Origin of the sequence: Microcoleus sp. N9_B4, from assembly GCF_036701635.1 — a bacterium.
Classification (GTDB): Bacteria; Cyanobacteriota; Cyanobacteriia; order Cyanobacteriales; family Microcoleaceae; genus Microcoleus.
In genome coordinates this window covers 29,458-43,824 of record NZ_JAUBRC010000032.1, presented here as the reverse complement: position 1 = coordinate 43,824, position 14,367 = coordinate 29,458, and the positions used below count along the sequence as shown (strand labels likewise).

The following is a 14,367-nucleotide window of genomic DNA, read 5'->3' as shown; positions in this document are numbered from 1 at the left end:
ATCTAAAATCTAAAATCTAAAATCGATTGACTTTAACGTTTTTGTTGTTTCAGGTAACTCTTAAACTTGAGTATCGGTTCGCTCAACCACCTGTCAAGTCTTTTGTATTTTATGTGAAAGCTCGACAGCCCCTTAAACTTATTTGGAATTTTTTCCAGTTCGTCCTTAAACGGTGTCTGAGACAACATATCAAGCCATAATTGATTGGGGGCGGAGCTTTCCCACGGTTTCGGTCTTGACATAAAGTGCATCACTTTACTTGACATATCATCAGTCTTGTGGTTGTTCCATATTTGGTCTAATTGCTTCCACCTTCCCACTAAAACTGAATTTAATGCACCTTGATCGCGATCGCCCCAAACGTGGGTTCTAGCATTTTGGAGCAACTTTTCCGACAGTTGCTCTTCCTCCCAAAGCTTCATGTTGTAAACTAAAACACCACTATTGAAATAAGGGTTTCGATCTTGATAATTGTTGGGATTTCCCCAGGTGTTGGCTGCGGCTGCTATCGGCAGAGTTTGAAAATCTAGGTTCCACAGCGGCTTTAAGCTGCCCAGAACGATCGTATCGCTGTCGAGCCAAATCAGCCTTTCTGTTTCTTTAGTATATTTTCGCGGCTCCAATTTAACGTAAGGAAGTTTAGAACCTGATACCGAAAGAAGTTGGTCGTAATTAGATTGCAATTCTTGCCATTCAATCTGGTATTTGCAGCAATTCTGTAACTGTTCCTTTTGCCGTGAATATATCCTGGTAGATACAATACTAATTTTTACAGGCTGCTCCCCAGATTGGCTAACATTGAGATCTACAGACTTGAGAAGTGCTGCTAACCCCAGAATATAGGTGCGATCGGCTGCTGTGAATATGTGCATAGGATTAAGTTTGTGAGATGAACGGCAAACGTGACACAAACGTTGGGACTGGAGGAAGTAGGCGACCCTGTATTGAGGTAAATGCGATCGCCCATTTACCGTTGAGACGAATAAAATATTGCCTAAATTTCCGGTTAGATTTACACACAGAAACGGGGTTTCTAAGTAGGTAGGTGCGAATAAAGTTTATAATGTAACAGAATATAAGGCGGGCGTAACAATATCGATTACTTCGTTTCACTCGCTGCGAGAGAGGGGTTATGTATTTTCAAGCTTCATCTACTTAGGATCGCGAATTAAATAATTTACACAAGGAAAGTGGGGAGTAGGGGTTGGGCCAGAAAGCCCGCCCAGAAAGGGCGGGCTTTCTGGCCCATCCCACAATGAACCATCACGCATTGTAAGTTATTTAATTCTCATTCCTTATTTACCTGTGTGCAAGTGCCATCTGTTCGCGCCCGAAAACGAGCAACAGCCATTGGTAATATGCAGCAACGCGAAAAATAATGAGACGGACTAACCTGGTATTTAAAACAGCCAGAAAATTCCCCGTCGCCTGTGCTGAATCCCGCAAATGGTTAAGACGTGGGACTCTACGATAAAATAAATTGTCTAGATATCGATATTACCGCACAACGATCGACATCCATCTTAGGTTTGAAGTGTCACCCTGCTCAAGTCAAAAGTTCCTCTGGTTATTTCCCTATTATTGAGCGCGATTTGCTTTGCTAAAATTAAAATGAGCGTTGTTAGAAACCGATGCAAAACCCAGGCAATACTGAACCCGAACCAAATATCGACCCCTCTGTTTCAACGGATTCTAACAAAGCGTTCTACCCAGTCGCGCCTTTACCAACTGATGTAGGGATGGTTCTGCAATTGGCAGATGGCAGGATTCAGGGGTGCAATTCTCACGCCCAGGATCTGTTGGGGATGACAGCAGAACAGATGCTCTTATCCACTTCAATCAACAGTCGGTGGAAGACTCTGCGTGAAGATGGCTCGGATTTTCCTGGCGAGAAGCATCCGGCGATGGTGGCGCTGCAAACCGGGCAACCATGCTCAAATGTCATCATGGGCTTTGATCTGCCACAGGGAGAATTGATTTGGTTGACGCTTAATTCTCAACCTTTATTTCAGGGAGATCGATCGACTCCCTATGCGGTAGTAACAACCTTCACCCACGGTAAGCCTCAGCCCGAACCAGTCTGTAACGCGCCCGCGCCCCAACTGTCAGACACCCTCGAAAGTATTTCGGACGGGTTCTTTGCTTTGGATCGAGACTGGCGATTTACCTACGTCAATTTGCAAGCGGCGCGGTGGCTAAATCGACTCCCCGAAGAGGTAATTGGCAACAGCATTTGGGAAGAGTTTCCCGAATCAGTGGGCAGTTTGTTTGAGCAGGAATATCGCCACGCTGCCACCTTCCAAGTTACAGTTAGTTTTGAATCTTTTTATCCGCCGCTCAATGCTTGGTATGCGGTACGAGCTTATCCCATCCCATCGGGACTTGCCGTTTATTTTCAAGATGTCACCGAGCAGAAGGCGGCTCGGGCTGCTTTTATTAAACAAGCGCAAACTGTGCAGCAACAACTAGCAGAAATCGAGGCGATTTACGCTAGCGCGCCGATCGGACTTTGCTTCCTTGATACAGAGTTGCGGTTTGTCCGCCTCAACGATTGGCTAGCAGAAATTAACGGAGTTCCAGCCGCTGCCCATATCGGCAAAACATTGCGCGAAATCTTGCCAGAAATGGCAGATGATTTAGAGCCGCTTTACAGACAAGTTATTGAAACTAAAGTTCCACTTCAACAGCTCGAAGTTTGCAGAACGAACTCAGCACAGCCGGGAGTCGAACAGGATTGGCTGTTGAGTGTCTATCCACTGAGCGCCGAGGACGATCGCGTGTTGGGCGTGAATGTGACGGTGCATGAAATTACAGAGCGCAAAGCTACCAAAAAAGAAATTGAACGGCTCAACCAAGAACTAGAGCGACGAGTGAATGAACTGGAATCGATACTTGATGCTGTACCCGTCGGTATTACGATCGCAGACGACCCACAGTGTAAAGTAATTCGCGCTAACCGATTTGCCCAGTCGATGTTGATAGTGCCGCCCGATACCAATGTTTCTGGAACCGGAGAGCAAGCCGCAGCCCTTCCGTTTAGACGATTCCGCAACGGAGAAGAAATTCCGGGAGAACAACTGCCCATGCAACTGGCCGTGGCGAACGGCGTCGAAGTGCGAGATGTAGAAATTCAAATGGTGCGATCGGACGGGGCGGCCTTTGATTGGTTGGTGAATGCGGTGCCTTTATTTGACGAACAGGGCGCAGTTCGTGGCTGTGTGGCGGCCTTTATGGATATTAGCGAGCGCAAACAAGCTCTTGCTGCTTTGCGCCACTCTGAGGAACGCTATCGCACTTTGTTTGAGTGCCTAGACGAAGGCTTTTGCGTCATCGAAATGCTGTTTGACGCCAACGAAAAGCCGATCGATTACCGCTTTTTGGAAGTCAATCCGGCCTTCGAGAAACAAACCGGACTCGTACAAGCTGTGGGTAAAACAGCGCGACAGATGCTTCCTGAACTCGAAGATTATTGGTTTGAGATGTACGGCAAAGTCGCGCTGACGGGGGAACCCTTGCGCTTCGAGCATGGCTCGGAAGTCATGAACCGCTGGTTTGAGGTTTCGGCGTTCCGCACTCCTGAGCCGCAGAGCCGAAAAGTCGCCTTACTTTTCAAAGAAATCAGCGATCGCAAACAATCGGAAAATCTGCTGCGACAACAGGAAGAGCAACTGCGGCTGTTCGTCAAACATTCGCCTGCGGGGGTGGCGATGTTTGACCGCCAGATGCGGTATATGCTGGTGAGTGACCGCTGGCTGGCAAGTTACGGGCTCGGCACTCAAAACATTGTGGGCCGATCGCACTACGACATCTTTCCCAATTTGCCCGATCGTTGGAAACAAGTCCACCAGCGCTGTCTGGCGGGAGCAGTCGAAATCGGCCAAGAAGATCAGTTTCCCCGCCCTGATGGCTCGATCGACTGGGTGCGCTGGGAAATTCACCCTTGGCGAACCAACACCAATGAGATTGGCGGGATCATAATTTTTTCCGAAGTAATCACCGAGCGCAAAAACGCTGAAATCGCGCTGCAAGCGGCCTCCCAGCAAGTTAGCAATATTTTAGAAAGTATTACCGATGCCTTTATGGCGCTCGATTCACAATGGCGCTATACCTACGTTAATGCCACCGCAGAAAAACTGCTTTCTCGATCGAGAAACGACTTGTTAGGTCGATCGATCTGGGAGCTATTCCCCGCCGAGGGAGAATCGAATTCGAGAGTATATCAAGAATTTCATCGAGTTGTTTCCGAACAAGTTTCTGTCAAGTTTGAAGAGTTCTCGCCGTCGCTCCAAATGTATATAGAAGTGAGCGCCTATCCTGCAGCAGAAGGACTTACGGCTTATTGGAGCGATATTAGCGATCGCCAACGCACGGAAGAAGAACTGCGGCAAAAAAATGCGATTTTGAACGTAATTAACGAGTCAGCACCCACGCCAATTTTTGTCAAAGATCGAGAAGGACGGATTATTTATGCCAATCCAGCCACGCTGGAAATAATGGGCAAATCTGCTTCTGAAGTAATTGGTGGTCGCGATATCGATTTATACCCAGTAACAGAACTTGCAGTCACAGTCACGGAAAACGATCGGCGCATTATGGAGTCTGGACAAACAGAAGTCCTCGAAGAATCTCACGATGGCATTCGGACATTTTTGGTAATGAAAGCTCCATATCGCAATCAGGCGGGAGAAGTCATCGGCTTGATTGGCATCTCCAGCGACATCACAAATCGCAAACGCTCGGAAGTCGCCCTGCAAGAACAAACTAAGTTACTACAAGTCATCATTGACAGCATTGGCGATGGTTTAATTTTGGCTAACCAACAAGGGGAGTTAGTGTTGTTTAACCAAGCCGCCGTAGGAATATTCGGTCAGCTATCGAATGAAAAATCTTGTGAGGAATGGTCGAGCACCTACGGACTATTTTTGGCAGATAAAAAAACCCTTTTCCCCGCCGCTGAACTACCTCTAGCCAGAGCCATCAAAGGTGAATATGTCAATGATGTAGAGGTATTTGTCCGCCGCGAAGATTCCGAAGGTCGCTGGATCAGTATCAGCGGTTATCCAGTAGTTGATACTAGCAGCGAAATCAAAGGCGGAGTGATTGTCTGTCGCGATATCACAGATCGCAAACAAGCAGAAGCAGCGCTGCAAGAAAGCGAAGAACGATTTCGCAATATGGCTAATAACGCTCCATTTATGGTGTGGGTAACAAACTCCACAGGCTATTGCACTTTCTTGAGCGAAACCTGGTATGAATTCACAGGTCAAACTGAGGAAACAGGTTTGGGATTCGGTTGGGTAAACGCGGCACATCCAGAAGACCGAGAACAGGTCAAAAAAGCATTTTTGACCGCCAACGAACGCCAGGAACCTTACCGCGTAGAATTTCGCGTGGGGCGCAAGGATGGCGGATATTCTTGGGCGATCGATGCGGCTGCTCCCAGATTTTCCGAAAGGGGACAATTTGAGGGTTATATCGGCTCTGTTATCGACATTACAGAGCGCAAACAAGTCGAAACCGAGCGCGATATGGTTCTGCAATTAGAACAAACTGCCCGCGCGGAAGCCGAGCGAGCTAACCGCATTAAAGACGAGTTTCTGGCGGTGCTTTCTCATGAGTTGCGATCGCCCCTGAATCCGATTTTAGGCTGGTCGCAACTGCTCGTCGCTGGCAAGCTGAGCGCGACTCAAAGTGGCAAGGCTTTTGAGACGATCGAGCGCAATGCCAGACTGCAATCTCAATTAATCGAAGACTTGCTTGACGTGTCTCGGATTCTGCAAGGAAAACTCAGATTGAATGTTGCTCCGGTGAATCTGGCAACCATTATTCCATCTGCTGTGGAAACCGTACACTTAGCAGCCGAAGCTAAAAAAATTCAAATTCAAACAATTTTAAATCCCGATGTCGGGCAAGTTGTCGGCGATACAAGTCGCTTGCAACAAATTGTGTGGAATTTGTTATCAAACGCGGTGAAATTCACGCCCGAAGGCGGTAGGGTTGAAGTTCGATTAGCGCAAATCGAACGCCAAGCTCAAATTCAAGTCACGGACACTGGTAAAGGTATTCTTCCCGATTTCTTGCCTTATGTTTTTGACCATTTCCGGCAAGAAGATGGCGCTACAACGCGCAAATTTGGCGGCTTGGGACTGGGATTGGCGATCGTCCGCCAACTGATCGAACTTCACGGCGGAACGGTGTTTGCAGAAAGCGCCGGAGAAGGTCAAGGAGCGACGTTTACGGTGAGATTACCGCTATTAAATGATGATTCTAGAAGGCAGGAGGAGGAAGCCCTCAATTGGTCTGCTTGTCCCGATTTCTCATCCTTGCCGCTAGCTGGATTGAGAATTTTGGTGGTAGATGATGAACTAGACTCGCGAGATTTTGTCGCTTTCGTGCTTGAGGAAGCGGGTGCAGAGGTGATTTCCCTGTCGTCTGCTGCTGAGGCGCTACAGTCGATCGAACAAACTGCACCGGATTTGCTCGTCAGCGACATTGGAATGCCGCATATGGATGGGTATATGTTGATCGAGCGCATCCGCACTCAGCTTGCGCCTGAGTATCGGCAGTTGTTGGCGATCGCCTTAACGGCCTATGCTGGAGAAGCGAACCAGCGTCAAGTTTTACAAGCCGGATTTGACCAACACTTAGCCAAGCCGATCAATTCGACCCAGTTAGTTGCTACTGTAGCGCGAGCGATCCTTGAGAGCGATCGCTCGCGACGCTTTGGTAGATAAGCTTCAAGAGCAGTACCTCCCCGTTTGGCGAATTTCCAACTGAATTTGCCCGTTAAAAATATTATCCATATTTCTTCCCTCGAACCTCGAATCTCGAACCTCGAATCTCAACATCCATCCGTTACATCCGTTACATCCGTTACAAAATCCGTTGCCGAACTTCCTTCTCCCTTGCGATCGCCCCTCAAAATTCGCTATTATAGAAAGTTGCAGTTAAAACCCCACAATCAACGATCATGGCCAAGCGCGTCCAATTAGTTTTAAACAAAGATGTCAGCAAACTCGGCAAAGTTGGCGACGTAGTAGAAGTAGCCCCCGGTTACGCCCGCAACTATCTAGTACCTCAAGGCCTGGGATTTCGAGCCACTCCGGGCATTCTCAAGCAAGCAGAGCGCCGCCGTGAAGAAGAAAGACTGCGCCAGCTAGAGCTCAAACAGCAAGCTGAAGTCCGCAAAACCGCCCTCGAATCGGCTGGGCCTTTCATCATCTCCAAGCAAGTTGGTGAAGCAGACTCGATTTTTGGTACTGTCACCAACCAAGAAGTAGCAGAACTGATTTTCAACTCTACCAGTCAAGAAGTCGATCGGCGTGGCATCACTCTGCCCGAAATTCGCCAAACTGGTACATACAAAGCTGAAATCAAACTACACGCAGAAGTTACCGCTGAAGTTGATATTCAAGTTGTTCCGATGTAATTAACAGTCATCAGTCATTAGTCATTAGTCATTAGTCATTAGTCATTAGTCATTAGTCATTAGTCATTAGTCATTAGTCATTAGTCATTAGCTAAGAACTGAGTACCGTTAACTAAGGACTGCGTACCGCTAACTAAGGACTGAGGACTGTTAATTAAGGATTCAAAACTGACGACTAATCACTGGCAACTAATAACTAATGACTACGGACTAATGACTGAGGACTATTGACTAATGAGCGATTTGATGCCGACAAATATAGAGGCAGAAGAAGCAATTTTGGGCGGGATTTTAATTGACCCCGAAGCTATTTCCCGAATTGCCGAACTGCTGCGACCGGAGTTTTTTGCCATCACCGCTCATCAAGTCATTTATCGATCGGCATTAGGGCTATTTTTACAGGGTCAACCTACCGATTTAATGACGGTAACAACTTCGCTAACCGACCGCAACCAGTTAGAGCAAGTAGGAGGACTAACTAAATTAGCACAATTAGTCGATCGCACAGTTTCCGCAGTCAACATCGACCAATATGCAGTTTTAGTTGAAGACAAATATCAGCGCCGGAAATTAATCGAAGCTGGCAACAACATAGTACAATTAGGTTACGAGACGGCAACACCGCTAGAAACAGTCTTAGACCGCGCCGAACAAGAAATTTTTAGCATAACTCAAGAACGTCCGCAACAGGATTTAGTATCGATCGGCGAAACACTAAACCAAACATTTCAAGACCTAGAAAATCGCAATGAAGGCCTGACACTTCCCGGTATTCCCTGCGGTTTCTATGACTTAGATGCTATGACAGGAGGCTTTCAGCGATCGGATTTAATCATCGTTGCGGCTAGGCCGGCTATGGGCAAAACGGCCTTTTGTACCAATATCGCCCACCACATCGCCGCCGGACAGCAGAAATTGCCGGTTGCCGTTTTCAGCTTAGAAATGTCGAAAGAACAGCTAGTGCAGCGTATCCTGTCCAGCGAAGCCAAAATAGAAAGTAACCGATTGCGATCGGGTAGAATCAGTCAAAACGAATGGGAACCAATCAGTACAGCCATTGGCAATTTATCAGAACTACCACTATTTATTGATGATACTCCCAATATTACCGTCACAGAAATACGATCGAAAGTCCGCCGCCTCCAAGCAGAACAAGGCGGAACCCTAGGATTAGTCTTGCTAGATTACCTGCAATTAATGGAAGGTACCAGCGACAACCGCGTGCAAGAACTATCTAGAATTACCAGAAGTCTTAAAGGTTTAGCCCGCGAACTCAACGTGCCGATTATTGCCTTATCTCAGTTGAGTCGGGGTGTGGAAGCGAGGACAAACAAGCGGCCGATGATGTCTGATTTACGCGAAAGTGGCTGTCTCGGTGGCGATAGTTTAGTTACCCTGGCGGATAGTGGATTAGAAGTCCCGATTCGTGATTTAGTAGGCAAATCTGGCTTTGCTGTTTGGGGATTAAATTCAGATACCCTGAAACAGGAAAAAGCGATGGTGACTAATGCTTTTTGTACTGGAGTCAAGCCAGTCTGGGAGATGACGACTTGCTTGGGAAATTCGATTACAGCAACAGGCAATCATAAGTTCTTTACATCAGATGGTTGGAAGCGGTTAGATGAATTAAAAATAGGCGATCGAATTGCTACACCTCGCTCAATTCCTTGTACTGAAGTGCAGACGATGGGTAATGCTGAATTAGCTTTACTAGGACATTTAATTGGTGATGGTTGTACTTTACCCAGACATACCATTCAGTACACGACGCGAGAATTAGATTTAGCTGAATTAGTTGCACATTTGGCTAGAGAAGTATTTGGTGATAAAATTAATCCCCGCATTAAACGCGAACGCGATTGGTATCAAGTTTATCTCTCCGCTAGTTATCGTCTCGCTCCCAATATTAAAAATCCGATTACTAAATGGCTCGAACAATTAGAAATATTTGGTTTACGTTCTCATGAAAAATTTATTCCCAGTTTAGTATTTACCCAACCGCAAGAATCGATCGCTCTTTTCCTTCGACACCTATGGGCAACTGATGGTTGTATCCGCACGAGTAAAGACAATTCCCACTATCCCAGTGTTTATTATGGATCTAGTAGCGAAAAACTAGCGCGGGGAGTTCGATCGTTATTATTAAAATTGAATATTAATGCCTCTTTTAAATCCATTTCTCAAGGAAATAAAGGGCGAACTCAACATCAAGTATGGGTAGGTGGGAAGCAAGAGCTAGAAAAATTTGTATATCGGATTGGTGCTGTTGGCAATTATAAACAAGAAAGTTTAGCCGCCGTCAAAATATATCTAGAAAAATCTGTAGGGGCTAGTACCAACCGAGATTTAATTCCCAACCAAGTTTGGCGAACCCAAGTTAATATGGCCAGAGAACGTTTGGGTTTAACAACTAAACAAATTCAAGCAAGTTTGGGCGTGCGCTCTTGTGGCGACAGCTCCTATCAATGTGATATCAGTAGAGAACGAGCTATGCAGTTAGCTACTCTTCTAGAATCTGAAGAAATGCTGAAAATTGCTGCTAGCGATATCTATTGGGATAAAATAAAAAAAATAGATTTCATCGGCGAAGAAATGGTTTACGATTTAACTGTAGAGAAAGTTGAAAACTTCGCTACACAAGGATTGTACGCTCATAATAGTATCGAGCAAGACGCGGATTTAGTAATTATGCTCTACCGCGATGAATACTATAACCCTGATTCCCCCGATCGCGGAATTGCCGAAGTAATTATTACCAAACACAGAAACGGCCCCACAGGAATCATCAAACTATTATTTGACGCCCAATTTACCTCCTTCCGCAATCTGGCATCTCCAAAGCGATCGTAAATCAACCAGAACATACACAAAAACCCGGTTTCTTAAAAAAACCGGGTTTCTAAACACCCTAAAAGTTTTACGTTGAATTAGATTGACCTAACTAACCAGCGATTTTCAACAATTCCACATCAAAAATCAGCGTAGCATTAGGAGGAATCACCCCGCCCGCACCGCGAGCACCGTAACCGAGGTCAGGGGGAATAATCAACTTGCGGCGGTCTCCAACTTTCATCGTACCGACACCTTCATCCCAACCCTTAATTACTTGACCCACGCCAATTTTGAACTCAAAAGGAGAATTGCGATCGCGCGAACTGTCAAACTTCGTGCCATCCTCCAAAGTTCCAGTGTAGTGCACCACAACCTTCTGCCCGGTTTTGGGAGTCGCCCCATTACCCTCTTTCAATTCAACATATTTTAGACCGGAATCGGTGGTGACAGTTTTCTCAGTATTATCAGTCATGTTATTGCCAGCGATAGTAGCTGGTACCTCTGGTAAAGTAGCATCAGCTACTAGCAAGCTATTTTCATTCAAAGACTGCCCTGACAACTTCTCAATAGCAGTCTCTGGTAAAAGATTGTTCAATTCGGCTGCAACTGCTTGGGACCCAGAACCGCCCATTTGAGCGACTATCAAAAACACAAAGCAAACCAGCATTACTCCCAAGCTGACTAGAACTCCTCGCAAAATTAATCCTCCTAATACTTTTAACCGCGATATCTCAGATATCTAAGACATCTAGTACAACAAGAACTACCAAATGTTATCTGAACTTTTCCACCAAAAAAGGGCAGGTATCAGATAATTTTAAAGGCAAAAGTATGAAGTCAAAATGTTTGTAATTCTACATAAATGGCTTCTACATAAGTGCCTTTTTTAGCCTTCTGCCTTCGGGTGACAATCTTATCACAAGATAGCAGCGAACTCCTCGCGGGCGTTAGCGAAGCTTGCAGAAGAGGATCGAACTCAGCGCCAGTTACGGTTTTCTAAATCCCGCATCTGACGTTCCAAACGATCGAGCCTTCCGCGCAACTCATCCATTTCGGACTGTCGGGGGACTCCCATATCTTGCAGCATATTCCGTAGTTGCCGCTGCAACTGCGTCTCCCAATTGCCCTGTTCAGACTTGAGGTGCTCCGTCATGTCATCGACAAAGGTTTTGGCTTGATCAGGATTGATTTTGCCATCTTTGACCCATTGCTCGCTCACTTCCTGCAATTTCTCTGCCACCAGAGAGGTAGTACCAATGCCCAGCATTACCAGTTGTTTGAGTAAGTTGCTATTGTTATCCATAGATTTTTCCTAATGTTTGCCCTTTCATACCCGATCGGCTCAGGTCGCCTGCTGTCGCTGCGAAACCATCTGTAAACTTAAAGTTACATCAGCGCACACCTACCTTTCTATTTTGGAGCATCCAGCCGCCTGATGGCGAGCCGATCGCGCTAATCGGCGTTCGGAAAACCCGCTAATGAGCCTACCGACCACATTACCCCATAACCCCGCTGTCTATGCCTGATTGCCCCCGCTGTCACCAACCTGTAGACGCCCAAGCGCTCGCCTGTGCACACTGCAAAATCCCCCTCAAAGCTTTCGGTCATCCGGGTATCCCTCTTTATAGATCAAAACCCGAAGAATTTCTGTGCACTACCTGTATTTATCACGCAGACGACACTTGCAACTACCCGCAGCGTCCCTTTGCCAAAGAATGCACACTTTATCACAATCAAACTGAGCCGCTTGTACCACAGATGAGCCGTTACATCAGCGGCGGCTGGCTGCAATCAATCAAAAATTGGTGTCAGCGCCATCTGGTTTGGTTAGCATTATTAGGTTTAATTATTATTAGCATTGCTCTGTCGATTTAATCTCACATCTTGCACCATTCTGAAGAACAGGCAAGATGCCTGTTCCACAGGAGATTAATTTTCTTGTGGAACAGGCATCTTGCCTGTTCATAAAAGCCTTATTGACAATGGTGCAACATCTCAGTTTAATCTGATTGTACAAAGCGTAGAATAGAGATATCTCTGTTAATCTGGGTTGCTCTATTATTCTCTAAATTATTCATGAGCTACGTATTGGGCATCGACGGCGGCGGCACTAAAACTATCTGCCTTTTAATGGACGACAACCACCTGGTTTTAGGACGGGGTGAAGCAGGGCCGTCAAATTATCAAACCCTGGGAATTGAGACAGCCAAACAATCCATTCAATTGGCGATCGAACGAGCAGTTCTGTCCGCTAAAATCGAGACGAATAGCAATCTCAACATAGAAGCAATTGGTCTGGGACTAGCAGGAGTCGGGCGTCCCAAAGATCGTGAAATAGTGCAATTTGTAGTGCAGAACTTGCAGTTGACGAATACTTTACCAGTAACCCGATCGTTCCTGCCCAGGAATATAGTAATTTGCAGCGACTGCGCGATCGCACTTGCTGGCGGTACAGGGCATCCAGTGGGTATCGCCGTTATTTCAGGAACCGGTTCGATTGTTTTCGGGCAAAACCGTCAAGGGAAAACTAAACGAGTCGGCGGTTGGGGATATATTTTAGGCGATGAAGGCAGCGGATATAACATCGCCCTTCAGGGTTTGCAAGCTGCTTTGAAGTTCTATGACGGACGCGAAGATTTTACCGTCCTTGCGGAAAAATTTCAAACGCATTTAGGCCTCAATAACCTAGAAGAATTGGTAGAAGTCGTTTACGGGCGCGGTTGGGGAGTCAAAGAAATTGCTGCTTTAGCGCCGATTGTCGATCGAGCCGCAGCAGAGGGCGATCGCGTCGCTGACTGCATTATCAATAATGCTGTGGCAGAATTAACCTATTCAACAAAAATAGCCATTTCAGCGCTATTTAACCACACAGAAGAATTTGAAATTGTGATCGTAGGAGGTGTGTGGGGTGGAGAGGCAAATTGCCGAGGTCGGTTTGAAGCGGCCATAAGTGCGATCGCCCCAAAAGCTAAGGTAATTTCGCCCCGATACGAACCAGCTTTCGGTGCTGGATTGCTAGCCTTAAACGCTCTCAACAATTAATTGTTGACTGTTGACGGTTGACCAGCGAAATATTTTACACCTACTTTCCAGCTTCCCGATTCATCTGTCGAGTCAATTCTAAAATCTAAAATCTAAAATCTAAAATCTAAAATCGACTGGCTGCTGACTGTTGACTATCTTCCTTATCTTCCCGATCGCCCCTGTATTGGGGATTTTCTCGATTTTTCCAAATTTTCAACTTCTGGATTATCAACCTTATCTTCCCAACTGGTAGAATTCCAGCCTGCCATAATCAAAACATCAGATGAATGCGAAACAAGAAACAAATTTAGCAGTAGTGCGTTCCTAAGTAAACAAAAACCGAAGCAAGGAGACAATTTATATGATTACTTCTCAAAAATGGCGTTCAGCAACAGCAGCAATCCTCGCACTGGGCATTACAGTTGGAACCAGCGCGCCGCTGGTGGTAGCTACTCCCGCAGAAGCCCAACAACGAATTTCCCAATTTGATAGCATCCGAATTCCATCGGGCAGTGTAATTCCAGTTAGCTATGAAAAAGACAAAATAGTTGTCACCCGCGAAGAAACTGCACCTTTAACTTTAACAGTAGCGCAAGACATCCGCACACCTCAAGGCAGAGTGTTAATCCCCGGAGGCAGCCAGATAGTCGGGGCACTGCAACCTGTCAGAAGAGGCAATCAAATCGGTACTCAATTTGTTGCCAGAGAGTTAATTATCAGCCGCCGCCAACGCTATCGGATTGATGGCTATTCGGGAATTATTACCCGAACCGAAAGAGTCCAAAAAGGTGCTGGCACAGGTTCAGTAGCGCAAGGTGCCGCCTTGGGTGCAGCAGCAGCAGCAGCACTCGCAGGCATTACCGGCGACAAAGCGATCGCGACTGAAGAAGTATTGGGAGGCGTTGGGATCGGCGCTTTAGCTGGAGTATTGTTGGGGCGGCGCAGCGTTGACGTGCTCGTGATTCGCCCGGAACAAGATTTGGCAGTGAGATTGCGATCGGACATCGTACTCCGCTAATATTGGAATCTTCCGATTAATTATTGGCAGTAAAACATTGTCGATCGCTAACTTGTGGTCTCCC

Annotated in this window: 9 protein-coding genes; 6 read left to right on the top strand and 3 right to left on the bottom strand. The window is 46.4% G+C overall.

What is annotated here, in order from left to right; all coding sequences use genetic code 11:
• Window positions 1-32: 32 nt before the first annotated feature.
• The gene (locus tag QUA43_RS20580; RefSeq protein WP_333376145.1) at window positions 33-872 is read right to left on the bottom strand and encodes a glycosyltransferase; all 840 of its coding nucleotides are present in this window, start codon (window positions 870-872) and stop codon (window positions 33-35) included.
• 759 nt (window positions 873-1,631) lie between these two features.
• Here QUA43_RS20580 and QUA43_RS20575 point away from each other — a divergent pair.
• The 3 genes from QUA43_RS20575 (at window position 1,632) to QUA43_RS20565 (ending at window position 10,279) form a co-directional block, all read left to right on the top strand.
• On the top strand, window positions 1,632-6,734 hold the full coding sequence (locus tag QUA43_RS20575; RefSeq protein WP_333376144.1) for a PAS domain-containing protein: 5,103 nt from the start codon (window positions 1,632-1,634) through the stop codon (window positions 6,732-6,734).
• 236 nt (window positions 6,735-6,970) lie between these two features.
• Window positions 6,971-7,429: a 50S ribosomal protein L9 gene (rplI, locus tag QUA43_RS20570; protein WP_333376143.1), complete on the top strand. Its 459-nt coding sequence runs from the start codon at window positions 6,971-6,973 to the stop codon at window positions 7,427-7,429.
• A 234-nt stretch (window positions 7,430-7,663) separates the two neighbouring features.
• Entirely contained in the window at window positions 7,664-10,279 is a 2,616-nt protein-coding gene (locus tag QUA43_RS20565) for a replicative DNA helicase (RefSeq protein WP_333376142.1), read from the top strand.
• A gap of 91 nt (window positions 10,280-10,370) precedes the next feature.
• Here QUA43_RS20565 and QUA43_RS20560 read toward each other — a convergent pair whose 3' ends face one another.
• Together QUA43_RS20560 and QUA43_RS20555 are read right to left on the bottom strand one after the other, a co-directional pair.
• Window positions 10,371-10,958, bottom strand: a complete 588-nt coding sequence (locus QUA43_RS20560; protein ID WP_333376141.1) for an FKBP-type peptidyl-prolyl cis-trans isomerase — start codon at window positions 10,956-10,958, stop codon at window positions 10,371-10,373.
• 279 nt (window positions 10,959-11,237) lie between these two features.
• Complete coding sequence (locus QUA43_RS20555) at window positions 11,238-11,564, bottom strand: phasin family protein (protein ID WP_015177222.1); 327 nt, start codon at window positions 11,562-11,564, stop codon at window positions 11,238-11,240.
• A gap of 215 nt (window positions 11,565-11,779) precedes the next feature.
• Between QUA43_RS20555 and QUA43_RS20550 the strand changes: the two genes are divergently transcribed.
• From QUA43_RS20550 to QUA43_RS20540, 3 genes are all read left to right on the top strand, one after another.
• Window positions 11,780-12,136 (top strand): zinc ribbon domain-containing protein, encoded by a 357-nt coding sequence (locus QUA43_RS20550; protein ID WP_333376140.1) that lies wholly within the window; start codon window positions 11,780-11,782, stop codon window positions 12,134-12,136.
• Between the two features lie 201 nt (window positions 12,137-12,337).
• Window positions 12,338-13,303 (top strand): BadF/BadG/BcrA/BcrD ATPase family protein, encoded by a 966-nt coding sequence (locus QUA43_RS20545; RefSeq protein WP_333376139.1) that lies wholly within the window; start codon window positions 12,338-12,340, stop codon window positions 13,301-13,303.
• Window positions 13,304-13,646: 343 nt separating this feature from the next.
• Window positions 13,647-14,303 (top strand): hypothetical protein, encoded by a 657-nt coding sequence (locus tag QUA43_RS20540; protein ID WP_333376138.1) that lies wholly within the window; start codon window positions 13,647-13,649, stop codon window positions 14,301-14,303.
• Window positions 14,304-14,367 lie beyond the last annotated feature (64 nt).